Source organism: Streptosporangium amethystogenes subsp. fukuiense, from assembly GCF_042665875.1.
In the GTDB taxonomy this organism is placed as follows: domain Bacteria; phylum Actinomycetota; class Actinomycetes; order Streptosporangiales; family Streptosporangiaceae; genus Streptosporangium; species Streptosporangium fukuiense.
The window spans coordinates 7,262,060-7,287,004 of the sequence record NZ_JBHTEE010000001.1 but is presented as its reverse complement, the minus strand read 5'-3'; the positions used below and the strand labels follow the sequence as shown (position 1 = coordinate 7,287,004).

At 71.0% G+C, this 24,945-nt stretch carries 22 protein-coding genes; 13 read left to right on the top strand and 9 right to left on the bottom strand.

The features are described 5' to 3' along the window. Nucleotides 1-82: 82 nt before the first annotated feature. The 5 genes from ACFQVD_RS32340 to ACFQVD_RS32320 are packed head-to-tail and all read left to right on the top strand — an operon-like array spanning nucleotide 83 to nucleotide 5,366. Nucleotides 83-1,042: a 3-oxoacyl-ACP synthase III family protein gene (locus ACFQVD_RS32340; protein WP_343971602.1), complete on the top strand. Its 960-nt coding sequence runs from the start codon at nucleotides 83-85 to the stop codon at nucleotides 1,040-1,042. Next, nucleotides 1,042-1,773, top strand: coding sequence for a glycosyltransferase (locus tag ACFQVD_RS32335; RefSeq protein ID WP_343971605.1), 732 nt, complete (start codon nucleotides 1,042-1,044; stop codon nucleotides 1,771-1,773). The genes ACFQVD_RS32340 and ACFQVD_RS32335 overlap by 1 nt, the downstream gene beginning before the upstream one ends. Then, a complete protein-coding gene (locus ACFQVD_RS32330) occupies nucleotides 1,770-2,891 on the top strand; it encodes a cytochrome P450 (RefSeq protein WP_343971608.1) in 1,122 nt (373 codons plus the stop codon). The genes ACFQVD_RS32335 and ACFQVD_RS32330 overlap by 4 nt, the downstream gene beginning before the upstream one ends. Then, nucleotides 2,888-4,393, top strand: a complete 1,506-nt coding sequence (locus ACFQVD_RS32325) for a class I adenylate-forming enzyme family protein (RefSeq protein WP_343971611.1) — start codon at nucleotides 2,888-2,890, stop codon at nucleotides 4,391-4,393. The genes ACFQVD_RS32330 and ACFQVD_RS32325 overlap by 4 nt, the downstream gene beginning before the upstream one ends. Then, a complete protein-coding gene (locus ACFQVD_RS32320) occupies nucleotides 4,386-5,366 on the top strand; it encodes an NAD-dependent epimerase/dehydratase family protein (protein WP_343971614.1) in 981 nt (326 codons plus the stop codon). The genes ACFQVD_RS32325 and ACFQVD_RS32320 overlap by 8 nt, the downstream gene beginning before the upstream one ends. Here the strand turns inward: ACFQVD_RS32320 and ACFQVD_RS32315 are convergent. Then, on the bottom strand, nucleotides 5,321-6,226 hold the full coding sequence (locus tag ACFQVD_RS32315) for a hypothetical protein (protein WP_343971617.1): 906 nt from the start codon (nucleotides 6,224-6,226) through the stop codon (nucleotides 5,321-5,323). The genes ACFQVD_RS32320 and ACFQVD_RS32315 overlap by 46 nt on opposite strands. A gap of 227 nt (nucleotides 6,227-6,453) precedes the next feature. Between ACFQVD_RS32315 and ACFQVD_RS32310 the strand changes: the two genes are divergently transcribed. Continuing rightward, nucleotides 6,454-7,836 (top strand): LCP family protein, encoded by a 1,383-nt coding sequence (locus tag ACFQVD_RS32310; RefSeq protein ID WP_343971620.1) that lies wholly within the window; start codon nucleotides 6,454-6,456, stop codon nucleotides 7,834-7,836. 118 nt (nucleotides 7,837-7,954) lie between these two features. Then, nucleotides 7,955-8,518 (top strand): hypothetical protein, encoded by a 564-nt coding sequence (locus ACFQVD_RS32305; protein ID WP_343971623.1) that lies wholly within the window; start codon nucleotides 7,955-7,957, stop codon nucleotides 8,516-8,518. A 114-nt stretch (nucleotides 8,519-8,632) separates the two neighbouring features. Here the strand turns inward: ACFQVD_RS32305 and ACFQVD_RS32300 are convergent, their stop codons facing one another. After that, on the bottom strand, nucleotides 8,633-10,210 hold the full coding sequence (locus tag ACFQVD_RS32300) for a DUF7927 domain-containing protein (RefSeq protein ID WP_343971626.1): 1,578 nt from the start codon (nucleotides 10,208-10,210) through the stop codon (nucleotides 8,633-8,635). Nucleotides 10,211-10,994: 784 nt separating this feature from the next. Here ACFQVD_RS32300 and ACFQVD_RS32295 point away from each other — a divergent pair. Continuing rightward, nucleotides 10,995-11,960, top strand: coding sequence for an ATP-binding protein (locus tag ACFQVD_RS32295; RefSeq protein ID WP_343971629.1), 966 nt, complete (start codon nucleotides 10,995-10,997; stop codon nucleotides 11,958-11,960). 63 nt (nucleotides 11,961-12,023) lie between these two features. Then, on the top strand, nucleotides 12,024-12,410 hold the full coding sequence (locus ACFQVD_RS32290) for an SCO5389 family protein (protein WP_343971632.1): 387 nt from the start codon (nucleotides 12,024-12,026) through the stop codon (nucleotides 12,408-12,410). A gap of 8 nt (nucleotides 12,411-12,418) precedes the next feature. Here ACFQVD_RS32290 and ACFQVD_RS32285 read toward each other — a convergent pair whose 3' ends face one another. From ACFQVD_RS32285 to ACFQVD_RS32275, 3 genes are read right to left on the bottom strand one after another with little or no spacing between them, the layout of a single operon-like run. Further along, nucleotides 12,419-13,453 (bottom strand): LLM class flavin-dependent oxidoreductase, encoded by a 1,035-nt coding sequence (locus ACFQVD_RS32285; protein WP_343971635.1) that lies wholly within the window; start codon nucleotides 13,451-13,453, stop codon nucleotides 12,419-12,421. A gap of 26 nt (nucleotides 13,454-13,479) precedes the next feature. Next, a complete protein-coding gene (locus ACFQVD_RS32280) occupies nucleotides 13,480-14,148 on the bottom strand; it encodes a ribonuclease HII (protein WP_343971638.1) in 669 nt (222 codons plus the stop codon). A 54-nt stretch (nucleotides 14,149-14,202) separates the two neighbouring features. Continuing rightward, complete coding sequence (locus ACFQVD_RS32275) at nucleotides 14,203-15,138, bottom strand: LysR family transcriptional regulator (protein WP_343971641.1); 936 nt, start codon at nucleotides 15,136-15,138, stop codon at nucleotides 14,203-14,205. Nucleotides 15,139-15,236: 98 nt separating this feature from the next. Here ACFQVD_RS32275 and ACFQVD_RS32270 point away from each other — a divergent pair, with 98 nt between their 5' ends. Both ACFQVD_RS32270 and ACFQVD_RS32265 read left to right on the top strand, forming a co-directional pair. Next, complete coding sequence (locus ACFQVD_RS32270) at nucleotides 15,237-16,517, top strand: pyridoxal phosphate-dependent aminotransferase (protein WP_343971644.1); 1,281 nt, start codon at nucleotides 15,237-15,239, stop codon at nucleotides 16,515-16,517. A 173-nt stretch (nucleotides 16,518-16,690) separates the two neighbouring features. Beyond that, on the top strand, nucleotides 16,691-17,335 hold the full coding sequence (locus tag ACFQVD_RS32265) for a GNAT family N-acetyltransferase (protein ID WP_343971647.1): 645 nt from the start codon (nucleotides 16,691-16,693) through the stop codon (nucleotides 17,333-17,335). Nucleotides 17,336-17,515: 180 nt separating this feature from the next. Here the strand turns inward: ACFQVD_RS32265 and ACFQVD_RS32260 are convergent, their stop codons facing one another. Beyond that, nucleotides 17,516-18,001, bottom strand: coding sequence for a hypothetical protein (locus ACFQVD_RS32260; protein WP_343971650.1), 486 nt, complete (start codon nucleotides 17,999-18,001; stop codon nucleotides 17,516-17,518). A gap of 303 nt (nucleotides 18,002-18,304) precedes the next feature. Between ACFQVD_RS32260 and ACFQVD_RS32255 the strand changes: the two genes are divergently transcribed. Further along, a complete protein-coding gene (locus ACFQVD_RS32255; RefSeq protein ID WP_343971653.1) occupies nucleotides 18,305-21,409 on the top strand; it encodes an AfsR/SARP family transcriptional regulator in 3,105 nt (1,034 codons plus the stop codon). A 312-nt stretch (nucleotides 21,410-21,721) separates the two neighbouring features. Here the strand turns inward: ACFQVD_RS32255 and ACFQVD_RS32250 are convergent, their stop codons facing one another. Continuing rightward, a complete protein-coding gene (locus ACFQVD_RS32250) occupies nucleotides 21,722-23,173 on the bottom strand; it encodes a DUF7059 domain-containing protein (protein WP_343971656.1) in 1,452 nt (483 codons plus the stop codon). A 269-nt stretch (nucleotides 23,174-23,442) separates the two neighbouring features. Between ACFQVD_RS32250 and ACFQVD_RS32245 the strand changes: the two genes are divergently transcribed. Continuing rightward, a complete protein-coding gene (locus ACFQVD_RS32245; protein ID WP_343971659.1) occupies nucleotides 23,443-23,625 on the top strand; it encodes a hypothetical protein in 183 nt (60 codons plus the stop codon). A 34-nt stretch (nucleotides 23,626-23,659) separates the two neighbouring features. On the opposite strand, the gene ACFQVD_RS32240 is transcribed toward ACFQVD_RS32245, so the two are convergent. Together ACFQVD_RS32240 and ACFQVD_RS32235 are read right to left on the bottom strand one after the other, a co-directional pair. Further along, nucleotides 23,660-24,256: a TetR/AcrR family transcriptional regulator gene (locus ACFQVD_RS32240; RefSeq protein ID WP_343971662.1), complete on the bottom strand. Its 597-nt coding sequence runs from the start codon at nucleotides 24,254-24,256 to the stop codon at nucleotides 23,660-23,662. A gap of 146 nt (nucleotides 24,257-24,402) precedes the next feature. Next, nucleotides 24,403-24,888, bottom strand: a complete 486-nt coding sequence (locus ACFQVD_RS32235; RefSeq protein ID WP_343971665.1) for a GNAT family N-acetyltransferase — start codon at nucleotides 24,886-24,888, stop codon at nucleotides 24,403-24,405. Nucleotides 24,889-24,945: the final 57 nt, after the last annotated feature.

The window sequence follows — 24,945 nt, the reverse complement described above, 5'->3', positions numbered from 1 at the left end:
CGATCAGGACAAATCTGCACCTTTTCGATACATTGCGCGAGCATGGGGACATAGGGAGACTAAATCCTGTACAGGGAGATCAATGAAAGCCCGGATCACGGGCGTCGCGACGTATCTGCCGGAACGGACCATGTCCAGCGCGGATGTGGAGCGGCGGATCGAGGGCTACGTGCCCTACGGAGGCGTCGTCGAGAGGCTGACGGGAGTCCGACGGCGCCATGTGGCCCGCGATGACCAGCAGGCCTCGGACCTGGCCGCCGAGGCGGCGCGCGGCCTCGACCACTCAGGCGTCGACCTGCTCGTCTTCGCGTCGGCCTCGCAGGACATGGTCGAGCCCGCCACCGCGCACATCGTGGCGGCCAAGCTGGGGCTCTCCTGCCCGGTGTTCGACATCAAGAACGCCTGCAACAGCATGATCAACGGGATCCAGATCGCCGAGGCACTGATCCTGTCCGGGGCGTACCGCAAGGTACTGGTCTGCTCGGGCGAGATCCCCTCACGGGCGATCCGCTGGCGGGTCAGGGACCGAGCGCAGTTCGTCGACTCCTTCGCGGGCTACACGATGTCGGACACCGGAGCCGCGGTCACGGTCGCCGCCGATATGGAACGCGGCATTTTCTACCGCGACTTCGCGGCCGACTCCACGGCGTGGGCGGTCGGCACCCTGCCGGGAGGCGGTTCGGCGCATCCCCGCGACCCCGAATACTCCTACTTCCGAGGCGACGGGCGCAGGTTGAAGGAGGCGTTCGAGATGATCGGCCCGGACATCTTCCTCAACGCGCTCAAGCGCACCGGCCTGACCTGGGACGACTTCGCCATCGTGGCGGTGCACCAGGTGGCGCTGCCCTACCTGCGCTTCCTGGCCCAGGTGCTCGGCATCCCCGCCGACAGGCTCGTGGTCAGCCTGCCCGAGCACGGCAACTGCGCCTCGACCACGCTGCCGCTCCAGCTCGCACTGGGCGGCTGGCGGCCCGGCGACCGGGTGGCGCTGCTCGGCCTGGGCGGCGGGATCAGCACCGGTGTGATCCTGGCGGAGATGTGATGAACCTCTGGGTGATCATCCCTGCCTACAACGAGGCCCCCGGCATCGAGGCGACGCTGAGCGCGCTGGCCGAGCAGGACGATCGGGACTTCACGCTGCTCGTGGTGGACAACGCGAGCACCGACGGCACCGCCGAGATCGTCCGGCGGCACGGTGTCCAGGTGATCGTCGAGACCCGGAAGGGCACGGGCGCCGCCTCCGACACCGGCATGCGCCACGCCATCGCGCACGGGGCGACCCATCTGGCCAGGACCGACGCCGACTGCCTGCCCCGCCCCGACTGGGTGCGCAACATCCGGCGGGCCTTCGATGACGGTCTGGAGATGGTCGGCGGCCAGCTGCGCCCCCGGACCGACGAATTCCGGCTGAAGTTCTGGGAGCGGCGCCTCATCCCGTTCGTGGTGGAGGTGGCGGCCACCTTCGGGCGCTTTCGGCCCGGCAACAGGGACCCGCGCTACCTGGGGCCGTACGTGATGATGCCCGGCGCCACCCTGGCCATCACCGCGGACCTCTACGACCGCGCGGGCGGCTTCCCCAGGACCGCGATCGAGGAGGTCCACGAGGACCGCGCCCTGGTCAACCGGGTGCGCATGCTCACCGCCGCGTACGGCTCACGCCGCGACGTGGTGGTCTTCGGCTCCGTGCGCAGGCTCAGGGCGTACGGTCTCGTGGGCACCCTCGCCTGGTACGCCGACCACCACTACCGCCCAGAAGTGATCGACGTCCGGTGAACCACGAGACACGGCTCTACCTGGCCGCGCATCCCTTCGCCTACCCGCTCCTGCGGCTGCTGGCCAGACTCGGGCCCGTGGTGCGGGTTCCCGGGCTGGGCGTCGTGGTCAACGACGCCACCGTGGCACGGGCCGTGCTGATGGACGAGCGGTTCCGCAAGGACGGCCCCGGATCACCCGGCGACCTGTGGACGCCCGTGCTCGGCCCCTCCGTGCTGCTCAACATGGAGGGAGCGGGCCACCTCGCGCTGCGCAGGAAGCTGATGCCGCTGTTCACCCCCGCGTACGTCTCGGCGCTGGTGGACGATGTGCTCCGCGGGCCGCTCGACGACCTCTCGGCGCGTCTGGGACGCGGCGAGGCGGTCGACCTGGTGGACGCCATGCGGCTGATGGCCGGAGCGGTGATCTGCCGGGTGATCGGGCTGGGCGAGGTCTCCGAGGCTCGGGCCAGGGAGCTGTTCGCGGAAGGGGAACGGGTCGTCTCGATGGTCTCGCTCCGCTCGCGGCGGCTGTCGGATCGGCAGGTGGCGGCCGCCCGGCAGGTGCTGGACCGGATCGGGGACATCGCGCAGGCCGCCTACGAGGCCGCCGACGAGTCCACGGTGATGGGCCGGATGCGGGCACAGGGGCTCTCGCCCACCGAGGCCAGGGGAGCGGCCGGGGCGTTCTTCCTGACCGGTACCGAGACGGTCGCCACGTTCGTCCCCCGGCTCTTCGCCCTCCTGCACGACCACCGGACCCCGGTGGACGACCTGGACCGGGTCATCGAGGAGGCCATGCGGGTCACCACGCCGACCCCGCTGATGCTCCGCTCGGTGTCCGCCGCCGCGCGCGTCGGCAGGGCCGCGGTGCGCCCCGGCGACAGGGTGCTGATCGTCACTCACAACTGCGCCAGGGCGTACGGCCCGTTCGATCCCTCCCGCCCCCACCCGCCCGAGCTGCGCAGGCTCTGGTTCGGCGCGGGCCCGCACTTCTGCATCGGCTACCCGCTGGCCCTGGCGGAGATCCGGGCGGTGGCCTCCGTACTGCTCTCCCACCGGGTGCGCGTCCTGCGACGGCGCGCGGCCAGAGGGGTCCTCATTCCCACCTACGAGCACCTGTGGGTCAGCGCCACGTGAACGACATCATCAACGGGATCATGACCGTCGCCGGGCGGGAGCCGGGACGGACCGCCATCGTCGACGGCCGGGGCCGCGAGATCACCTACGGTGAGCTCGCCCGCCGGGTGTCGGCGGTCCGCGACGCGATGGGCGGACCGCCGGCCGAGGAGGGGATGCGGCCCGGGGACGGGGTGCTGTTCGCGGTGCGGCCCGGGGCGGACGCGGTGGCGCTGGCGCTGGGGGCGGTCGCGGCGGGCGGGACGCTCGTCCTCGCGGATCCCGGGCTGGCGCCCGACGTGCTCGCGGCCCGCATGGCCGCGACCCGGCCCGCGTGGGTGATCAGCGAGTCCCTGCTCTACACACTGAGCGGCCCGCTCAGGAGCCTGGCCCGCCGCCGCGGCCTGCTCCTGCCGAACCTCGCCGATCCGCTTCCCGGCCGGCCCGTCCGCCACCTGTACACCGGCCCTTGGCTGCCGGGGGTTCCCCGGGGGGCGCTGCGGCTGCCCGGGATCCTCCGATCGCCGTCCGGCCCGTCCGGGCGGCGGGCGGACGAGTCCGACCCGGACCAACCGGCGGCGGTGATCTTCACCTCCGGGACCACGGCGCGTCCGCGAGGGGTGGTGCACACCCGAAGGTCGCTCGCGACCGGGTTGGAGATGTTCAGGAGCGTGTTCCCGCTCGGCCCCGGCGACATCGTGCACACCGACCAGCTGATGCTCGGCCTTCCCGCCCTGCTGGCCGGGGCGACCTGGTCACTGCCCGGGGGCGGGGACCTCGCCGCCGAGCTGGCCGCGAGACGGGCCACCCACACCTTCGCCGTGCCGGTGCACCTGGACAGGCTGCTGCGCCGGACCCCCAGGCTTCCCGGAACCCTCCGCTACCTCCTGCTCGGCGCCGCCCCCGCCCCGCCGGGCGTGCTCCGGCGCGCGATCGAGGCCGGCCCCGAGGTGCTGTCCGTCTACGCGATGACCGAGGCGCTCCCCATCGCCATCGCGTCGGCGCGGGAGAAGCTGGCCCAGGCCGAGGGAGACCTGCTCGGGGCACCGCTGCCCGGCGTCGGCGTCCGGATCGCCGAGGACGGCGAACTGTTCGTCTCGGGGCCCCACCTCGCGCGGTGCTACCTCGGCGAGGAGCCGTTGCGCGAGATCGCCACCGGTGACCTGGTCCGGCTCGACGCCGGCCGGCTGGTCCTGCTCGGCCGGAAGAAGGACATGATCCTCCGCGACGGCGTCAACATCTATCCGGGCCTGTACGAGTCCGGCATCGCGGCGCTGCCCGGGGTGGCCGAGGCCGCGATCGTCGGACTCGCCGACCCGGAAACCGGGGACGAGGAGGTCGTGCTGGCCGTCGTGCCCACCGGCGGCTACGACGAGAGCCTGCTGCGCGGGGCACTTCCCGAAATCGTGGACTCGGCGGCCCTGCCCGACCGGATCGAGCCGCTCGACGCCTTCCCCCGCTCGGGGCGGGCCGACAAGCTCGACCGGGCCGCCCTGCGGGATCTGGTCGCCCGCCGTGGCTGAGCGTCGAAACCCCTCGCGTCGGGCCGGCACCGCCTCCAGGCCGGGCGGCGGGGCCTTGCGGGTCGCGGTGACGGGGGCCTCGGGGTTCGTGGGAGGCGCGGTCTGCCGGGCGGCCGTGGCGGAGGGCTGGACGGTGTTCGCCTTCGGCAGGCGGCCCGGAGTGGACGGCGGGCACGTCGGCCAGGCGCCCTACACATCGTGGGACCTCCTCGGCGAGCGGCCGGAGCCGCCGGAGGTGGACGCGGTGATCCACTGTGCCGGGAGCGTCACGGACTGGGGGCCGGCCCGCGGCATCTGGGCGGCCAATGTCGACGGCACCCGCAACGCGGCCGCGGCCTTCCCCGGCGCCAGGTTCGTACACGTCAGCACGGCGAGCGTCTACGACCCGTTCCTGCCGACCGTGATGGCCACCGAGGACGCCGCCCCGGTCGGGCGGTACGTGGGCGCCTACGGTGCCTCGAAGGCCGCCGCGGAGAGGTGCCTGGAGCGGGCGGTCATCCTACGGCCGCACGCGGTCTACGGCAGGGGGGACACCACGCTGCTTCCCCGAGTCCTCGGCGCGGTCAGGGGAGGCCGGCTGCTCGCGGTGGGCGACGGACGCCAGCGGATCAGCCTGACCTCGGTGGACAACCTGGTCCTGGCCTGCCTGCTCGCCGCCGCGGGGCCCGTCGACCACGGCGTCTTCAACGTGACCGACGCCGAGCCCGTCGTGCTCGACGACGCCCTGCGCGCGATCCTCGCGGAGCGCGGCATCGACGCCGAACCGTACTATCTGCCCCTGAAGCTGGTCGACCCCGTCGCGGCCGTCGCCGAGGCCGCCTTCCGGCTGCTCCGGCGCCCGCACCCGCCCCGGCTGACGCGTTACGCCGCGGGCCACCTGGCCGTCGAGCGGACCCTGGACATCACCGCGGCGCGCACCCGCCTCGGCTACCGGCCGTCGGCGACGTCGTTCGCCGGCTCCTCCGACTGGTGAGCGCGGGATTCGAACATGGCGAGGGCCCGGTACCGGATGAGCCCGTTCCTGGCGACGAAGACCGCCCCCGCCATGAGCAGGCCGAGCACGAAGAGCACGCGCAGGCCGTTCCTCAGGAAGGCGGTCAGCGCGTCGAATATCACGAGCACGGCGGCGACCGGCAGGCCTCCTGGGCCGGTGGCCTGCGGCAGGTAGACGTTACGTAGCGCGGACATGGCGATCGCCAGTGTGAACATGCCCCCGGCCACGCCGACACCGGCACCGATCAGTGCGGCGCACCGGTCGCGTGCCAGGAGGATGCCGGAGGCGATCAGAGCCGGTGACATACCCGCCAGGGCCCACCTCAGTGAGATCAGCTCGTCATGGATGTGGTCGATCTTGGACACGCCGGAGGCGGGGAGCACCTGGACGACGAGAGGTGTCCTGGGCAGGAGGGCGGCGGCTTTCAGACCGTCGCTCCGCAGCCGGTGCTTGACCAGTTCGTACATGGGAGCGAGGTCGTAGCCGATGCCGCGTGGTATGTCGGATTCCGCGCTCAGGGCCGCGACGAACCGGCGGTGCGCCAGCCTGTTGGTCTCCACCCAGGCGGTGACGAAGTCATCGTCGACCTGATCACCCACCACGTTGTGGACGAGCCCCTCCTCGGTCGCGACGCCCCTCTCGCGCAGCCTCAGGGTGATCTCGTCGGCGACGCGGCCGGTGACCGCGTCCCGCACGTCCGGGTGGCGGGCCAGCGGTGCCATGTTCCTGAGGTAGCCGCCGGGGTCCGCCACCTCGTTCGCCGCCCAGAAGGCGACGAGGGTAAGGGGCGCAAGAAGGCAGCCGAGCGCGATCAAAATCGAGCTGATCATTTTACGCACGGGACCTCCTAACCGCTTTACCTGGAAATCCCCGCGTTTGCCAGCCAAAATCGATTACGTGTCCTTTTTGACGATAATTTGGAGGTCAGCGTCATCCCGACGGCGTGATCTGGTTTACAAACCTTGACCGACCGCCCTCAGCGCGTCGAACAACCACATAGCCCATTCAACTGGAAACCGTTACTAACCTGCGACGTATTGGGGTGACGGACAGGAGATGTAGGGCTATGGCCGATAACACGGGGCGGACAGGCGTCGGATCGAGTCTGGCACTGACACTGGGCTCGGCCGTTCTGTGGGGCCTGGCCCACGTCTGGGCGGGCCGCCGCCTGACGGGCGCCTTTCTGATGGGCGTCGAGCTGACCCTCGCCGGAGCCGCCGCGATCGCCATACTGACCGCGGGACCCGCCCTGCTCGCCCTCGCCGTACAACCCGTCTGGCTCTGGGCCTTCGCGCTCGCCGTGATGTTGCTGGCCGCCGTGGCGGTGGCCGTGGTCATACACTCCTACCTGCTGGTGCGGCCGGAGTCGTCGTCTCCCTCGGCCCGGTACCTCTCAGCCGCGCTCGTCGGCCTGCTGTGCGTGCTGGTGACCGCTCCGATGATCTACGTGGCTCGGCTGGCCTACGTATCCCAGAGCGTGGTGACCTCGGTGTTCGCGGAAAGCGTCACGCCGATGCCGACGGACCCGTGGAAGGGCATGGAGCGGATCAACATCCTGCTCATCGGCGCGGACGCGGCGGCCAACCGGGTCGGCGTGCGCACCGACAGCATGACCGTGGCCAGCGTCGACACCCGGACCGGCGAAACCGTGCTTTTCGGCCTGCCAAGGAACCTGGAGAAAGTCCCGATGCCGCCGGGCCCGGCCCGCGAGCGATTTCCCTTCGGTTTCGAAGGCGAGCCGCCCTACACACCGGGCATGCTCAACGAGGTCTACCAGTACGCCGAGGACTACCCGGAGATGGCGCCGAAGCTGGGTAAGAGGCACCGTGGCCCCTCGCTGCTGAAAAGGACGATCGGCGGCATCCTCGGGCTCGACATCTCCTACTACGCGATGGTCGACATGAGGGGGTTCGTGGAAATCGTCGATGCGATGGGCGGCGTGCGGATCCGAATCAAGGACCCCATCGTGTACGGCAGGCAGAACGAGGGCCGGATCGAGGCGGGCCGGCGGAAACTCTCGGGCGAGGAGGCGCTCTGGTACGGCAGGTCCCGCACCTTCAGCGACGACTACGTACGGATGAGCCGCCAGAAATGCCTGCTGAACGCCGTCGCCAAGCAGGCCGACCCCGTGACGGTGTTCAAGAGCTTCGAGAGACTGGCCACCGCCACCGTCGACGCGATCTCCACCGACATACCGCGGCAGCTACTGCCCGACCTGGTCGAGCTTTCGGAGAAGGTGAAGAACTCCAGGATCAGGAGCCTCCAGTTCGTGCCCCCGCTGATCTATTCGGGTGCGCCCGACTACCACCTGATCAGGCGCGAGGTCACCGCCACCCTGGCGGCCCCGCCCGCCGGGGCCGACGCCGCCGTACCCGCCGTGCCGACGGGGAACCGCGGCAGGGAGCGCGCGGGAGCGAACGCCGTCGTCCTCGACTCCGCCTGCGGCTGACGGACGGCGGATCGGCGGGCAACGCTGATGAGCGACACACCCGGCGCGTTGAGAGCGCCCACGAGGGCCGGAATGCTGTTATGGAGTGATTACTTAGAGTCACTACGGAGGTAAGAGGATGAAACGCCGCCTGGCCAGCCTGAGCCTGCTCACCGCGGTCGCCGTACCCGCTGTCGGATGGCAGCCGGCCTGGGGTGATCCGGTCCCCTCACTCTCCATCTCCATCGACGACGGAATGAGGGACACCGCTCCCGGCGCGGAGAGCACGTACACGCTCCGCATCAGCAACCAGGGAACCACCCGGTTGAGGCGCATCCTCCTGGTGCAGTCCCTGCCGCCGTCGATGACCTTCGTGAAGGCCGACGCCGGAGGCCGCGTGGAGCGGGACAAGGTGGCGTGGACCGTGAACGTCCTGCCCAGGAAGGAGACCGTCGTCCACCTGAGCGCCCGGGTCGGCGCGGTCGCCGGGGCAGCGGAGGCGCGGAACCTGGCGACGACCGCCTGCGCCCGCAGGAGCGCGGCCGGCCCCGTGCTGGTCTGCGCCACGGACGTCAACACCGTGGCCTCGCCGGAGACGACCGACTGGGTCCTGCCGATCTCACTGGCCTCCGCCGCCGCGGCCGGGCTGGCCACCACCGCGTTCCTGCTCCGTCGCCGTCGCCGCCGGTCCCAGCCGGCCTGACCCGCGGGAGACTCCCGGTGCGGTGTCCCTCACCGGACACCGGGCACGGGAGACCGTCCTGACGGCTTCAGCCTCCCGGCCGCGCGTTCACGGCCTCCGTTGAGGAACGGAACATCAGGACGTCCCGCGCCGGTGGCACAGCCGCGGGGCCAGGCCGAGCCCGAGGAGCAGGAACCCCGCCAGGACCGGTCCGAGCGGCAGGCCCGTGAACGGCAGGGCGGGGCGGCCCGGTCCCGCGCAGGGCCCGCCGACGGGACAGGGGATCGGCAGGGGCCGTTCCCAGCCCGGCCCGTACGGCGGCGCGGGAGACCGCCCGGTCACCCGCGTGGGCGAAGGGATCGGCCCCGGATCGGAAACGGGTGGCGACACCGGTTCCCGGCCGGGGATCGGCGCCGACTCCGGCACAGGATCGGTGGCGGCCCCCGGTTCCCGGTCGGGGCCGGCCCCCGATGCCGAGGCCGGCGTCGGGGCTATCCCCACCGGCTCCGTCCCGCAGTCGGGATCGGTCGACCCCGCGGAGCAGTTGGACTCGGGCTCCACGCCCACCACCTCGTCGCGCAGCGCGGAGTCGCCCGGAGGAGGGTCGCCCACCGTGACGCGGTAGGTGATCGTCACCGTGGACTCCGCCGGAATGTCACCCCGCCAGTCGAGCACCGGCTCGGCGTAGCTGACGGTGCCCGAGGATGCCTCCACATCGCCGAACACCGCGTCGTCGAGCACCCCCGACAGATCGTCCGTGAGGCGGGCTCCGGGGTACGCGATCCGCCCCGGGTTGGTGACCGTGATCGTGTAGGTCACGGTGTCACCCGCCTCGGGCTCCTCCGGCGCTAGCGTCCTGCTGATCGTCACACCCTCCACCGCGACCCGCTGCGCACAGCCGAGGCCCGTCACGGGAAGGGGCTCGCCGGGCCTGGCCGGTCCCGGTGCCGGGCCGGGGCAGTTCGTCCCGCCCCCGCGAGCCTGGACGGCGCTGTCCAGCACCCGGTCCCCGGTGTCGGGGGTGTTCACGGTCGCGCTGTAGGTGATGGTGACCGTCTCGCCCGCCGGGATGTCACCGGTCCAGGCCAGCTTCGACGCGCCGTACGAGACGGTTCCGCCCGTGGCCCGCGCGTCGCCGTTGTAGATCGCGTCGTCGAGCACCCCGGAGAGTTCCCCGGTGAGCGCGGCACCCGGATAGGCGGCGGTGCCGACATTGCCGACGGTGACCGTGTACGCGACCACCTGGCCGGGATCGACAGTCTCCCGGTCCGCCGTCATGAGGACGTACAGCAGCGGCAGGCCGGGCGCGTCGAGGTTGCCGCAGGCGGGATCGGTGGAACCGGCCTCGCAGTTGGAGCCCTCGCCACCGACCAGTTCGCCGGAGAGCCGCATGTCCCCCGCCGGAGGGTCGTTCACCGTGACTCCGTAGGTGATCGTCACCGTCTGGCCTATGGCCACGTCACCCGACCAGGTGAGCCTGGACTCGGTGAAGGAGACCGTGCCCGAGGTGGCCGACGCGTCGTGGTCGAAGTCCGCGTCGTCGAGCACGCCCGACAGGTCGTCGGTGAAGCCGAAGTCCGGCCGGTCGGCGTCACCGGTGTTGCGCAGTTCGACGGTGTAGGTGATCTTCTGCCCGGGCTTGGCGAGAGCGGGCGAGGCCGTCTTGGTGATCTCGACCCTCGCCTCCGCCTCCGCGTCCGCTGGAGCGGGCAAGGACCTCCTTCCACCGGACCTGGCAAGGACAGGCGAGGCCGTCTCGGTGGCCCCGGCCCCGGCCTCCGCCTCCGCCTCCGCCTCCGCCTCCGCTGGAGCGGGCAAAGACCTCCGCCCGGCAGGAACGGGCGAGGCCGTCTCGGTGGCCCCGGCCCCCGCCTCCGCCACCTCCGTCATCTCGGTCACCTCCGCCGGAGCGGACGGGGCTCTCTCGCCGGCCTCCGATCGCTGCGAAGACGTCACGGTGGCCGGGTGGGACGGTGCTGTCTCCGTCCCGGCCCGGGGCGGGGCGGAGACGACCAACGGCGTCGCGAGCATCGCGAGCGCGACCCCCCACGCGGCGAACCCGTCGGCTCGCCGCTCGGAAACGCGACGTGACCAGGTATCGGTACCTACCACCAAAGCCCCTTGCTGACTTCTCGTCCACGATCCCGCCGGGGGGCTCAAGATCAACCGACTCGGGGTGGGATACCCGGGCGACCGGGATCTCACCGGAGTCGATGGCAAACATCTGCCCTACCCGCCCCCAAGGCCGTCGCCGAGTCCATACAGGAAGGAGCGAAGCAGTAACGGCGGACCTTCAGCACCGGTCATGACATGGCAGGTGTTTTCCCTCAGGACCCACATCCGTACTTGTCATGAGAGACCACTTTCATCCGCGTACGCAGCGAGGGCGCCCTCCCACTCCGCTCGGTGATACACGCCACGCGCCCTCGCCCCCCGTGGCATGATGGTCCCCTCGCAAGAGTTGCAATGATTTTCATAACCAGATTGGATCGTCGTCGTGAGGGTGGCATTCGTCGGCAAGGGCGGCAGCGGCAAGACGACTCTGTCGGCGCTGTTCTCCAGATACACAGCAGGCCGGGGCGGTCCCGTCGTGGCCGTCGACGCCGACATCAACCAGCACCTGGGCATGGCGCTGGGGGTGGCCGACGGCGCGCTGCCGAGACCGATGGGCTCACACCTGGCCGAGATCAAGGAATACCTGCGAGGCGACAACCCCCGCATCTCCTCGGCCTCGGCGATGGTCAAGACCACCCCGCCGGGGCGTGGCTCGCGTCTGCTCCGCCTCGACGAGCGGAACGACCCGATCCACGCCGGATTCGCCGTCGCCGCACCCGAGGGGCCCCTGTTGATGGTCACCGGGCCGTTCAGCGAGGACGACCTGGGGGTGGCGTGTTACCACTCCAAGGTCGGCGCCGTGGAGCTGTATCTCAACCATCTGCTCGACGGCGCGGGTGAGTACGTCGTGGTCGACATGACGGCCGGAGCCGACTCCTTCGCCTCGGGGCTGTTCACCCGCTTCGACATGACCTTCCTGGTGGTCGAGCCGACCCGCCAGGGAGTGAGCGTCTACCGGCAGTACCGTGACTACGCCGCCGACTACGGCGTGCCGATCGCGGTGGTGGGCAACAAGATCCACGGCCCCGGGGACGTGTCGTTCCTGCGCGAGCAGGTCGGCGCCGACCTGCTCGTCTGCCTGGAGCACTCCGCGGCGATCCGCGCGATGGAGCAGGGCCGCCCCTTCACCCTCTCCGACCTCGAGGTGGCCAACTCCCGGGCCCTGGGCACGCTCCTCGACCATCTCGACGCCCAGGAGAAGGACTGGGACCGCTTCGGCCGCCAGGCCGTGCGGTTCCACCTCCGCAATGCCGAGGCCTGGGCCAACAGGGCAACGGGCGAGGATCTGGCGGCTCAGATCGACCCCGACTTCGTCTTCGGGCCCACGCGAGTGTCGCTCTCCCGCTAGATGGAGCGATCACTACGCCCGACCTAGTGTCTGATTGATCCCCTTCCGAGAGGAGAACGCAGTATGTCACTGACCGTTTCGAACGATCTTCTCGACCAGGCCAGGACCGGTGAGGTGGACGACGCGGCTTTTGTCACCTGCGTCAGAGACTCACTGCCCTACGCCTGGTCACTGATCAGCGACCTGGTCAAACAGCGTGAACATACCGGTGCCGAATTCGCCGACAACACCGTGCCACCGCCGGACGAGGCCGCCCGCGGCCAGCTCCTGCGCGCGCTCGCCAGCGACGCCATGCGTGGCGCCCTGGAACGGCACTTCGGGGTGCGGCTGGCCTTCCAGAACTGCCACCGGGTCGCGGTCTTCGACCCGGCCGCCACCGGGGCCCACGCGGAGTTCATCACCGCCAGGTCTCAGATCCTCAACCAGACGCCCGAGCTCGTCGACTGCTGACGGCGGCCTCATCCCGAGGCCGTTCCTCCCCGTGCCCGCCGTACCCGGCGGGCACGGCCGGAGAGCCTGGGCAGCACCTCGGCTCCCAGCCGTCTGATGTTCTCAAGGGTGCGGGCGCGATCGCCCGCCCCCTCCACCATGAGAATCAAATGCCGCAGGCCGGTGACCTCGGCGGTCCGCTCGATCCTCGTCACGCAGAGGTCGGGTGAGCCGACCGGATGCGTCCCGCAGAGGAAGTCCACGTACTCCCCGATGTCGCGCACCGGCCGCGCCCGCCCGTCCACCGGTACGTATCCCGCGAGACCCGGCTCCAGCCAGCGCGGCATGGCCTTCCGCATCTCCCGCACAGCCTGCTCCGTCGTGTCGGCCACGTACCCCACGGCCGCCGCGACATGACCGGGCGGTGACAGCGGGCCGGCCACCAGCGCGCCGTAGTCACGGAGCATGGCCGCCTTCTCCCGGTCCCCGACATGCATGCCCAGCAGCATCGGCAGCCCGCGTTCGGCGGCGATCCGCACGGTCGCGGGCGAGGTGCACGCGACAACCGGCCTAAGCCGGGCCGCCGGCACCATCGGCACCTGCCTGAAGTCGAAGAACTCCCCGCTCGCGGAGAGCGTGTCACGCGAGAGCGCCTCGCACAGCAGGTCGAGTGACTCGCGGAAGCCGCGCTCGAACCTCGCCAGGCCCGTGCCGAACACCTCCAGGTCCACCCACGGCCCACCCCTGCCCACCCCCAGGGAGAACCGGCCCCCGGAGACCTGGTCGAGGATCGCCGCCTGCTCGGCCAGATCCACCGGATGCCGGGTGGACAGGACGCTCACCGCCGTCCCGACCCTGATCCTGGCGGTGCGTCCCAGCGCCACACCGGCCAGCGTCGCCGCCGACGGGCAGACGCCGTACGACATGAAGTGGTGCTCGGCGATCCACGCGTCATCGAATCCCGCCTCCTCCGCGGCCACGACCGCGTCCACGGTGTCGCGCAGCACCTCTCCCGGTTGCCGGCCGGGAAATCCCGCCGCGACCAGGAAGACTCCGATTCGCACTCTTCGATGATGTCCGATGTCCGCCGCTAGCCGAAGAGGTCGAGCTGGCCCTCACCGGCCAATGGGTTGCGGTGCCTCTTGAGGTGGCGCCAGCGGGGCAGATCGTCCAGGTACGACCAGGACAGGCGGTGGTGCTCCGTCGGGCCGAGCTCGGCCAGGGCCGCCTGGTGGACCGGGGAGGGGTAACCCGCGTTCTCGGCGAACCCGTACTCGGAGAAGCCCAGCGAGGCCATGTAGGTGTCCCGGCGAACCTTCGCGATCACCGAGGCCGCGGCCACCGAGACACAGGACAGGTCACCCTTGACCTCGCACCGGACCGGCCAGGGCGCACCCAGATAGTCGTGCTTGCCGTCCAGCACGACCACGTCGGGCCGGACGGGAAGCCCGGCCAGCGCCCTCCTGGCCGCCCTGCGCAGGGCCTCGGTCATCCCGAGCGTGTCGATCTCCTCGTGGGACGCCTCGCCGTACCCGATACCGGCCGCCCAGGCGGTGATCTCGGCGACCATGGCGGCGCGGCGGGCGGGGGTGAGCAGTTTGGAATCGGTGAGGCCGGCGGGCGGTTCCGACAGGTCGGTGACCACGGCGCAGACCGCCACCGGGCCCGCCCAGGCTCCCCGCCCGACCTCGTCCACCCCGGCGACCAGCTTGGCACCGCCGTCGTTCAGCAATCGCTCGAGCGCGTAGGAGGGAGGCATGCGCCGACGTTACCGGCAGGGGAGCGCGACCGTCTCCCGGTGTACCCGAGGGCGTCATCTGGGCACGGGCTCGACCGCCTCCAGGTCGGCGGCGAGGAGCCTGGCGGCGACGTGGACGGCCCTGAGGGTGACGGAGACGGCAGGGCGGTGCACGCTGGAGGATCGGGCGACGGCGTGGACGGTCCGGCCGACCGGCGGGCCGGGCAGTCGGCGGACGACGATGCCCCGGACACCCGCGGCCAGCGCCAGGGCGGGAACGGCCGCGATGCCGATGCCCTTGGCGACCAGACCGATGATCGTGCTCAGTCCCTCGAACTCCCAGGGCACCGGCCGGTGGCCGCCGACGTCGGCCATCAGCCGGTCCACCGCCAGCCGGGAGGGCTCGCCGTCCGGGGTGGCCATCCAGGACTCCTCCCTCAGCTCGCGCAGGTCGACGGGGACGTCGGGGGAGGCGAGCCGGTGCGTGCGCGGCACCACGAGCACCAGCGGATCGCGCAGCAGCGGGAAGACCCGCATGGTGTCCGGTTCGCGTATGCCGCCGTACCAGTCGTCGATCAGAGCGATGTCCACCTCGCCTGACTGCACCTCGCGCATCCCGCGCCCCGAGCGCCCCTGCCCCATCCGCAGGGTGATCCCGCCGTGTCGGCGGAGCGTCCTGGTCAGCGCGGGCGCGAAGGCGACCGCGGCGGTGGGGAAGGCGGTCACCGTGACCCGTCCCGCCGGGGTGACGGCCTGGGCCGACAGATCGGACTCGGCACTCTCCACCATGGCCAGGATGCGCTCGGCGTGCTCGACCAGGCGGCGCCCCGCGTCGGTCAGCTCCGCGCTCCTGGCGGTCCTGTCGATCAACGCGGTCCCGGCCTGGCGCTCCAGCGCGGCCAGCTGCTGGGAGACCGCCGAGGGACTGTAACCCAGGGATGCCGCGGTGGCGGCGATGCTGCCCCGGCGGGCGAATTCGCAGATCAGCGCGAGTCTCCGCAAATCAAGCATCAGCTTTCCTTATGCCCACCCGCGAGAACCGAAGCTTGTCCTTACGCCCCTACCTCATCAGGGTTGGGAACGTTCCGCAACGAGGGAGGGACCTCACGATGAACGTCACCCTTTCCGCCACCCTGGCGGCCAACGAGGACATCGAGCGAAGACGGCTCGCCGGGGAGCGCGTGCTGCACCTGGCCTTCGGAGAGGCGGGGCTGCCCGTTCATCCGGCTCTGCGCGAGCGGCTGGCCGCGGCGTCCGGGCACAACGGGTACGGACCTGTCGCCGGCGCGCCGGCGCTGCGCGAGGCTGCCTCCGGCTACTGGTCGCGGCGGGGTCTGCCCACCGACCCGGAACTGGTGGTCTGCGGCCCCGGGAGCAAACCCCTGCTGTACGGCCTGCTGCTGGCGGTCGGCGGCGACATCGTGCTGCCGATGCCGAGCTGGGTCAGCTACGCCGCCCAGGCCGACCTGGTCGGGGCGCGTTCCCTGCTCGTTCCCGCGCCCGATGGCGAGGGCGGGGTGCCCGACCCCGAGCGCGTGGCGGCGGCGGTCACGCACGCCCGCGCCCAGGGACGCGACGTGCGTTCGCTGCTGGTCACACTGCCCGACAACCCCAGCGGCACGCTGGCCGGGGCGTCCACGATCCGGCGGATCGCCGAGGTCGCCCGCGAGCTCGACCTCACCATCATTTCCGACGAGATCTACCGCGACCTGGTCCACTCCCCGGCCACCGGCTTTCTCAGCCCCGCCGACGTGGCCCCCGAACGGACCGTGATCACCAGCGGGCTCAGCAAGAGCCTCGCCCTGGGCGGCTGGCGGATCGGTGTGGCCCGGCTCCCGTCCGCGGGGCTGCGTGACCGGTTGCTGGCGGTCGCAAGCGAGATCTGGTCCAGCCCGGCCGCACCCGTCCAGCAGGCGGCGGCGTACGCGTACACCGAACCGCCGGAGCTCGTCGAGCGGATCGGCGAGAGCCGCAGGCTGCACGGCACGGTGGCGCGGGCGGTGCACGAGCGGCTCGTCCGCGCGGGCGTGCGGGTGGACGCGCCGCAGGGCGGCTTCTACCTCTACCCCGACTTCACCGGGTTGGACTTCGCGTCCTCCGCCGACCTGTCGGCGTATCTGCTCGACCGGCACGGCGTCGGAGTGCTCCCCGGCCACGCCTTCGGCGACGACCCGGCGGCCCTGCGGACGCGGGTGGCGACCAGCCTCCTGTACGGCGAGACGACGCGGCGTCGGCTGGCCGCGCTCGGTGCCTCCGACCCCCTGGAACTGCCCTGGATCTCGGCCTCGCTGGACCATCTGAGCGAGGCTCTGGCCGACCTGCGCACCACCCGGCGGCCACCTCGCCCGCAGGTACGCGCCCCGCTCGTCGCGGCCCCCACGACGGGGTGAGATCGCATCGCGGCCCCCGCGTCGGCGACGCGCGTTCCCAGGGCGGATTCAGCGGGTCTGACCTGCTCTTTCTCACTGTGGAGAGTCCTGCGGCCGGTGCTTCTCATGATGCTCGCCAAGATGTCTCGTGTCGTTTGGCATCGAGCAGGGGAAAGAGCCCTCATTATGTGCTCATGCCCGCTTCTGTCACCCTGTCCGGGCGCCTCGTGCGCCTGGAACCGTTCAGCCTCGCGGTCGTCGACGACCTCGTCGCCGCGGCGAGTGAAGACCGTTCCACCTATACCTTCACTCGTGTCCCCAATGGCCGGGACGAGATGGTCTCCTATGTGGAGGCCGCTCTGGCTGAGCAGGCGGAGGGCCGCACGATGCCCTTCGCCATCCGGTGGCTTCACACCGACCGCGTGGTCGGTGCCACCCGTCTCATGAACCTGGAGTACTGGCAGGGCCCCATGCCCTGGCCGCCGGGTACTCGTGGGGCGGTGGGCGATGTCCCGTCCGTGGCGGACATCGGTTACACCTGGCTCTCCGCCTCCGCGCAGGGAACCGGTATCAACCGCGAGAGCAAGTACCTGATGCTCTCCCTCGCCTTCGAGACCTGGCAGGTCCACCGCATAACCCTCAAGGCCGACATACGGAACGTACGATCCCGGGCCGCCATCGAAGCCCTCGGCGCGCACCTCGACGGTGTGCGGCGGGCGGAGAGCCGAGGCGCCGACGACACGGTCCGAGATACCGCGTACTACTCGATCCTGAGCGACGAATGGCCGATCGTCCGAGAACGGCTGCGTGCGCGGATGGGCCTGTTCGAGGCCGCGTGAGACGCCCCCGGACGAGGGGTGAGGCAAGGAGAATCAAATAAACCGACAAAAGCCGCATAACGGTAAAAGCTCGCTTTAACTACTTAATTGAACAAAAGGCCCGCCCGGGTCTCGGGCGGGCCTGGTATTCGTCTGATGGCGTACGCGGGTCATGGAGGGGATCCGCCGGACGAGGTGGGGTCACTCCTCGCCATCGACCTCGTAGATGTAGCGCCACTTGCCGCACAGCGCCCTCTTGGCGTCGTGCTTGTCCCAGTAGCAGACCCTGACCTGCAGGTTTTCAACCTCTTCCCGGACGAAGTGGAAGGGGGTGTAGCCCTGGGAGCCGCACTTGCGCGCCCAGTAGTAGCTCTCCTCGCCCTCGTGGTCCTCGACCTTGAACTGGACGTAGCCGCAGAGCCAGCTCGGCGAGTACTTGTCGTAGAGCCTGCCCTGGACGTGGACGCTGTCGTCGTCCTCGGTCCAGACGCGGCCCTTGGCGCTGGCGCGGGAGCCGTTGTAGTACTTGGAGTAGTAGGAGCCCCAGAACTCGTCGTAGTCGCTGGAGGCGGCCGAACCGGCGGCGGGGGTGGCGGCCGAGGCCGGGGAGGCGAGGGCCGGAACACCGATCGCGATGACGGCGGTGGCGGCGGCGAGACCGAGGAGTTTGCTGATCGAGCGGCGCATGATGGTTCTCTCCTTGAGGGGGCGGCTCCCGACTTCCTCTAGGAGCCATGGCTCATTGATAGGCCCGCCCGCCTTCATCACGCTTACAGCACCTTTATTCATACCTGCAATCCACCGACATGTCGGGCATGGCCGCCCCCGTATGGGGCCATGCCCGACAGCCACAGCATTGTGGACATGACTCAACAGCCGATTAACGTGCGATCAACGGCTCGGCGAACGGACAACCCTCTACTTACTGAGTCAGCAGGGGAGGATCTATCATTTGGCCATAAACCTTCCCATCGGGCGGAGATTCAAGAAATGGCTGTTCAGGGCAGCGGAGACGGATTACGGTTCGCCGTACTCGGTCCTGTCCAGGCCTGGCGTGACGGATCCGAGCTTGACCTGGGCACCCCACTGCAACGTTCCATCCTGGCGATGCTCCTGCTGAGGGAGAACCGGGCGGTGACGCCGACCGAGATGATCGACGCGATCTGGGGGGACGACGCCCCGCCCCGCGCGCTCGGCGCCCTGCGCACCTACGTCTCCCGGCTGCGAGCGGTGCTGGAGCCGGACAGGTCCCCGCGCACCCGCCCCGAACTGCTCACCTCCGTCGGCAGGGGGTACGCGCTCCGGCTGAACGGGGTCGTCCTTGACCTGGTTCTCTTCGAGCGTGGCATCGCCGAGGCCGAGGTCGCGCGCCGCGCGGGCGAGCCGGCGAAAGCCGCGGAGAGCCTGCGTGCGAGCCTGGCGCTGTGCACCGGCGAGCCGCTGGCCGGAGCCGTCGGCCCCTATGCCGAACACCAGCGCGACCGGCTCACCGAGCGCCGGATGAGCGTGCTGGAAGTCCTGATGGACCTGGACCTGGAGCTGGGCAGGCACGCCGACGTGCTGTCCGAGCTGATCGCGCTGACCGCCGACCATCCGCTGCGCGAGCGACTCCGCGCCCAGCTGATGCTGGCCTACTACCGCTGCGGGCGCAGGGCGGAGGCACTCGCCGCCTTCGCCGACACCCGCGCCACGCTGATCGAGGAACTGGGCATCGAGCCCGGCCCCGACCTGACGAGCATGCACCAGCGCATTCTCACCGACGACCCGGCCCTCGCGCTCGGCGGCCGCCCCGCACGGCTCGCGCCCGCCGAGGCCGCACCGGGCGCCCCGGACCGGAGCCCGAAGCCGGAGCCGGAGCCGGAGCCGATGAGAACGTCGGGGAGGCGGGGAACACCGGTGGTCCCGGAGCTGCCGCGCCCCGCGCAGCTTCCCGCCGCCGTGAACGACTTCACCGGGCGCCGTCAGATCATCGCGCGGCTGCGCACGCTGCTGTCGGCCCAGGAGGGCTCCGAGGGCGTGCCCGTGGCGGCCATCTCCGGCATCGGCGGCGTGGGCAAGACGGCTCTGGCGGTGCACGTCGCCCATGCCATGCACGATCTGTTCCCCGATGGCCAGCTCTACGCCGACCTGCGCGGGTACGGCGTGGAGCCGACCGCGCCCGAGTCCGTGCTGGCCGCGTTCCTGCGCGGGCTCGGCCTGCCCTCCGACGCCATCCCCGACGGCCTGGCCGAGCGTTCCGCGCTGTTCCGGTCGCTCCTGGCCGACCGGCGGATGCTCGTGCTGCTGGACAATGCCCGCGACGCCGCGCAGGTGAGCCAGCTGCTCCCCGGTTCGGCAGGGTGTGCGGCGATCGTGACCAGTCGCGGCAAACTCGCCGACCTGGCCTCGGCCCGGCTGATCGACCTGGACGTCATGGAGCCGGAGGAGGCCCTCGCGCTGTTCGGCACCGTCGCAGGCACCGAGAGGGTGGAGGCGGAACGCGCCGCCGCCATGGACGTGGTCGCCGCCTGTGGTTTCCTGCCGCTCGCGGTGCGAATCGTGGCGGCGCGCCTGGCCGCCCGGCCGTCCTGGACCGTCGCCTCCCTGGTTCCCCGGCTGGCCGACGAGCGCCGCCGCCTGGACGAGATGCGCGTGGGAGACCTCGCGGTGGAGGCGACCTTCGCCCTCGGGTACGGCCAGCTCAGTCCGGCTCAGGCCCGCGCGTTCCGGCTGCTCTCCCTGCCCGGTGGCCCGGACATCTCGATCGGGGCCGCCTCCGGGCTGCTCGCGCTGGAGGCGATGGACACCGAGGACGTCCTGGAGTCCCTGGTGGACGCCAGCCTGCTTGAGGCTCCGGCCCCCGGCCGTTACCGCTTCCACGACCTGCTCAAGCTCTTCGCCCGCCGGATCGCGGAACGGGCCGAGAGCACGGCGGGGGGAGACGACGGTCAGGACGGCGAAGAGTGGCGCGGGTCCGGGGTGAGTGTGGCCATCGGCGGGGAGGGCGCGGCGGCGCTGGCCCGGCTGCTCGACTTCTACCTGGCGTCCGCGCGCTCGGCGCACCGCCTCGCCTACGAGGGCAGCACGATCGCCGACCAGCTGGGGGTCACCGGTACCGGCCACGCCTTCGTCTCCGCCGACGAGGCTGTGGCCTGGTTGTCGGTGGAGGCGGAGTCGCTGTTCGCGTCGATCGCCCAGGTGGCCCGCGCGAACCGGGCCGAGGCACTGCTGCCGGGGGCCGACCTGCTGCTCGCCATGGAGCCGCTGCTGGAGTCGGGAAGCCACGGCCGCGAATTCGAGAGCCGGACGCGGGAGATGCTGGCCGTGGCGCGACGGCTCGGTGCCGTCTCCAGCGAGCTGCGCTGCCGCTACGTGCTGGGCCGTGTGCTGTTCGGCACCAACCGGCTGGCCGAGGCCGAGGAGGAGTTCCGCGCCTCCCTGGAGCTGTCGGCCGGGGGCGACCGCATCGTTGTCGGCGAGGTGCTGAACGCGTTGGCCGTCGTGGCCGGGCGCCGACGTCGCCACGTGGAGGCCCTGGCCTGGTTCAGCTCGGCGCGCGAGGCGTTCAGGGAGGTCGGAGCGCGGGGCGGGGAGGCGCTGACGCTCAGCTACTCCGCCCGCGACCACCTGTTCCTGGAGCAGCCGCAGGAGGCGATCGCCGCCGCCGAGCAGGGGCTGGCCCTGTTCATCGAGATGGGCTCCAGCGCCGGCACCGCCAGGGCCCGCTACCACCTGGGGATGATCCTGTCGCGGGTCGGCCGGTTGACCGAGGCGGTCCACCACCATGCCGAGTGCCTCGCCTTCTTCCGGGCCAGCAGGCAACGGGTCTGGGAGCAGCGGGTCTGTTCCCGGCTGGCCGAGACCTTCATCCACGCGGGCCGCTTCACGGACGCGACCCGTCACGCGGAGCAGGCGCTTACCGTGAGCCGGGAGATCAGCCACCCGTACGGTGAGGCGCAGGCTCTGTGGGTGCTAGGCAAGGCGCTCAACGGCCTCGGCAGCACCGGCCGCGGTCGCGACTGCCTCGAACGCGCCCACGACCTGTTCAGCAGGCTCGGGGCGCCCGAGGCCGAGGATCTGCGCCTGCTGCTGGAGCGCGACCAGGTCGACAGCTGATCCAAGATCATCATAAAGATCATCGTCAAGTCGCGTCATCCAGATGTGGTTGATCACTGGCATACCCCTCGAAGTCGGTCCGCGGTCCGGAATGGACGTGGCAGCCCGGCCGGCCGCCTGGCCCCGGGCGACGTGTAGGGGGCCCGGTCATCCGGTACGTCACCCGCGGGCCGGCCGCCTCACTGTGGCGGCCGGCCGGACTTTGCACGGACCCTTCACCCCCCGGATCCGTGCCCACGCCCAGAGCTTCCCCCGCCGGGTTTGACATCCGATTGACAGGCGATAGCGGCGATATCCACAGCCTGTGGAGAATCACCCTGTGGATATGTGGAAAAACCCTTCGGCAATCAGCGGGCGGAGCACGGCAGGAGCCTTGGCCCGCAGGTCGTCGGGGTCCTCGCCGATGAGTTCCGCGATCGCGTCGAGCAGCGGGGCCAGTGGATAGTCGCCGTCGCAGACCCCCGCGAGGGCGGCCTCCACGGTCCCGACCCGCGTGCTGCGGCGCAGCCCCCCGGTCTGCCGCAGCACGATCCGCGCCGGGTCCTCGGCGCCGGGCGGTCCGGTCCGCTCCTCCAGCACCCCCTCGGCGACCGCCAGTCTGGCGCCCAGCAGCTGGGCGTCGGTCAGCCGGTGTGCCGTGGTGATCGCGCCGAGCACCTCGTCCACGTATCCGCCGACCGGCAACTCCACCGGCAGGCCGTACTCCTCCACCCGCACGACCGGGTCAAGACTCCCTGAGTCGTGCAGTGTGATCCAGCCGAAGCCGATCCCGGTGACGTTCTCGGACTCGAACCAGCCGAGCCAGTCGTCGTAGAGCTCGCGGTAGCGCGGGGTGCCCTGCTCGGCGGCGTCCCTCAGCCACAGCTCGACGTACTCGGCGGGATCCTGCACGTCGCGCTGGACCGCCCAGCCGTCACAGCCGGTCCCGGCGAGCCAGCCGCCCACCCGGTCACGCCAGTCCTCGCCGTCGACGTGCAGCCAGTTGGCCAGCAGGTGGCAGGTGCCGCCGGGTGCGAGGTGGCCCGGCGCCCGCCGTACGAGGTCGCGGCAGAAGTCGTCGGCGGACAAGCCCGACTCCCGGTAGGTGAACCGGCCGGCCGGGGAGATCACGAACGGCGGGTTGGAGACGACCAGGTCGAAGCGCTCGCCCTCGACGGGATCGAACATGGAACCCCGCCGCGCCTCGACCCCGGTGATCCCGGACAGTGCCCAGCTCAACCGGGCCAGCTCCAGCGCGCGCGGGTTGACGTCGGTGGCCGTGATCTCCTCGGCGCGGCCGTTCAGATGGAGCACCTGGACCCCGCACCCGGTACCGAGATCCAGAGCACGCCCGACCGGGCGACGTGAGGCCAGCTGGGCGAGGTTCGCCGAGGCTCCCCCCGCGCCGACGACGTGGTCCGGGCGCAGGGCGGGGTCGCCCGGCCTGACCTTGCGGTCGGAGACCAGGTAACCACCGGTCTCCCAGGGCTGCAGGTGAACCGTGGAGGCGACCCGCCCGCCCTCGACGGTCACCAGTCCCGCGGCGGCCAGTTCCTCCAGCGGGAGCCCCGCCGGTGCCCCTCGCGCCTCCACGGGGGCGCCGAGCCACCACAGCCGGATCAGGGTGCCGAGCGGGTCGCCCTGACCGGTGGCGCGCAGGGCGGGCACCGTCTCCTCGCGAGAGAGCGCGGTGGCGGCGACGTCCCCGAGTCGCTCGCGGACGCCGTCGATGGTGTAGCCGGTGTCGAGCAGAAGCTCTCTGAGCCGGTCCAGCAGATCGTTCACCGGGCAATCCTCGCACCGGGCACGTCCGGCTGCCCCGAGTGATGAGACTGTTACACACCGGGGTAAGCATTCTGCAAGCGGGCTTCAACCGGGAGGCGGTACTTCTTGGTAACTGCGCCATCCGTTTCAAAGGATCCGTGATGCTGATCCCCTGCTTCGCCTGCGAGTCCCGTTTTCGCCCTGATGAGTATTTTCGCGCCTGCCACGACTATTGCCGAGGCAAGGATCTGGTCGCCTGGACCTGTCCGCGATGTGGCAATCAGGATGAGTTGCGAGTCCTCCCCGGAGAGCTGGGGTTCGGCTACGCCAGGCGCGGCAGGTTCGACGTCTCCGACCGGGTGCGCGTGCCCGGCCTGCGGCGCCGGCGCCAGGACCTGCGACTGGACATCTCGCTCGACGAGGACGTCTGGCGGGTGTCGACGCGGATGCGCCAGTTGGCGGGCACCCGCTGAGCCCGCTCCGGCCGGGCGGGAACGGTGACGACGGTCAGGAACCCGGCTGCCGCAGACTCTGCCAGGCCGCCTCACAGAGGCCGCCGATCTCCTCGGAGGTGGGCTGGTGTGCCCCGGCGAACCACAGGCGGCACATCTCGTTGGCCGGTCCGAGCCAGAGCACATAGCACATCGTCGGGTGGACGGGCTGGAGCAGCCCGTTCTTCATGTGCGGGCGCCACCAGTCGGAGACCGTTCTGAAGAACGCCCTGCGCGACTCCGACACCTCGGTGCCACCCGGCTCCTCGCGCCTGGGCGGCCGCTCGCTGATCAGCAGGTGGGCGCGCTCGCGATGCTCGCCACACCAGGACATGTGCAGTGCGACGATGGCCTCGATGCCCTCCCGCGCCCCCTCGTGGCGATGGAGTTCGGCGAGGAACGCGTCCTGGTACATGCGCAGGGTCTCGGCGTACAGGACGCCGAAGACATGTTCCTTGCTGGCGAAATGGTGATAGAAGCTGCCGACGCTGACGCCGCTCTCCTCACGGAGGCTGGCCAGCGTGGTGGCCGAGACACCATCTTGGCTGAATCGTCGTAGGGCGCCCTCGACGATCCTGGTGCGGCCGTCGCGTCCGTTCTTGGCAGTCTTCACGATTCCAATGGTGAGGCACCAGAACCTTATTCCGCAAACTGTGCGGGAAACGGCTTGGGCCACGCCGATCCTACCGCCTTGATCTCGATACCGCGCCACACCCCCGAGGCCCAGCCCACACGCCCGCGCCCCGGCGCGGAGCTCGCTCAGCGCAGGATTCTCGCGGTCACCTCCACCGCGCCGCAGGAGGCGCGCATGGTCGCCTCGGGCCACATCTTGCGGATCATCGCCAGTACCGTGCGGTTGTCTCCGAGCACGTCCATCCCCACCGTCCCGGCTCCCCGGGCCGCCGCGCGGCGCATCAGCGTGCGGACGAGCCGGGAGCCGAGCCCCACTCCCTGCCACTCGTCGCCCACCACCACGGCGATCTCGATGTCGACCGCCTCCCCCTCTCTCCGGTGGCTCATCGCGTGCCCGACGACGAGGCCCTCGTGGACCGCGAGCAGCGCGTCGCACCGTTCGTCCACCGCGAGGAGCGCCCTGACGAAGCCCGCGCCGGGACGGCTCACCCCGCTGAAGAACCGCCGTGTCCGCGTCCGGGACGACAGCCCCCCGAGGAAGCGACGGACCTGCTCCTCGTCATCCGGCCGCGCGGGCCGGATCTCGATCGCCTCCCCGGGCACGACGCCCATGGGCACGGGTGACGCCGGGGCCGGGCACGGCGGCGCAAGCTGAGTTCGCATCATGGA

Excerpts from the sequence above, each read along its gene's own strand:
- ACFQVD_RS32260 (WP_343971650.1), bottom strand. The coding sequence starts at position 18,001 with ATGCGCCGCTCGATCAGCAAACTCCTCGGTCTCGCCGCCGCCACCGCC.
- ACFQVD_RS32280 (WP_343971638.1), bottom strand. The coding sequence starts at position 14,148 with ATGCCTCCCTCCTACGCGCTCGAGCGATTGCTGAACGACGGCGGTGCC.
- ACFQVD_RS32340 (WP_343971602.1), top strand. The coding sequence starts at position 83 with ATGAAAGCCCGGATCACGGGCGTCGCGACGTATCTGCCGGAACGGACC.
- ACFQVD_RS32290 (WP_343971632.1), top strand. The coding sequence starts at position 12,024 with ATGTCACTGACCGTTTCGAACGATCTTCTCGACCAGGCCAGGACCGGT.
- ACFQVD_RS32235 (WP_343971665.1), bottom strand. The coding sequence starts at position 24,888 with ATGGGCGTCGTGCCCGGGGAGGCGATCGAGATCCGGCCCGCGCGGCCG.
- ACFQVD_RS32270 (WP_343971644.1), top strand. The coding sequence starts at position 15,237 with ATGAACGTCACCCTTTCCGCCACCCTGGCGGCCAACGAGGACATCGAG.
- ACFQVD_RS32335 (WP_343971605.1), top strand. The coding sequence starts at position 1,042 with ATGAACCTCTGGGTGATCATCCCTGCCTACAACGAGGCCCCCGGCATC.
- ACFQVD_RS32275 (WP_343971641.1), bottom strand. The coding sequence starts at position 15,138 with ATGCTTGATTTGCGGAGACTCGCGCTGATCTGCGAATTCGCCCGCCGG.
- ACFQVD_RS32255 (WP_343971653.1), top strand. The coding sequence starts at position 18,305 with ATGGCTGTTCAGGGCAGCGGAGACGGATTACGGTTCGCCGTACTCGGT.
- ACFQVD_RS32265 (WP_343971647.1), top strand. The coding sequence starts at position 16,691 with ATGCCCGCTTCTGTCACCCTGTCCGGGCGCCTCGTGCGCCTGGAACCG.
- ACFQVD_RS32310 (WP_343971620.1), top strand. The coding sequence starts at position 6,454 with ATGGCCGATAACACGGGGCGGACAGGCGTCGGATCGAGTCTGGCACTG.
- ACFQVD_RS32305 (WP_343971623.1), top strand. The coding sequence starts at position 7,955 with ATGAAACGCCGCCTGGCCAGCCTGAGCCTGCTCACCGCGGTCGCCGTA.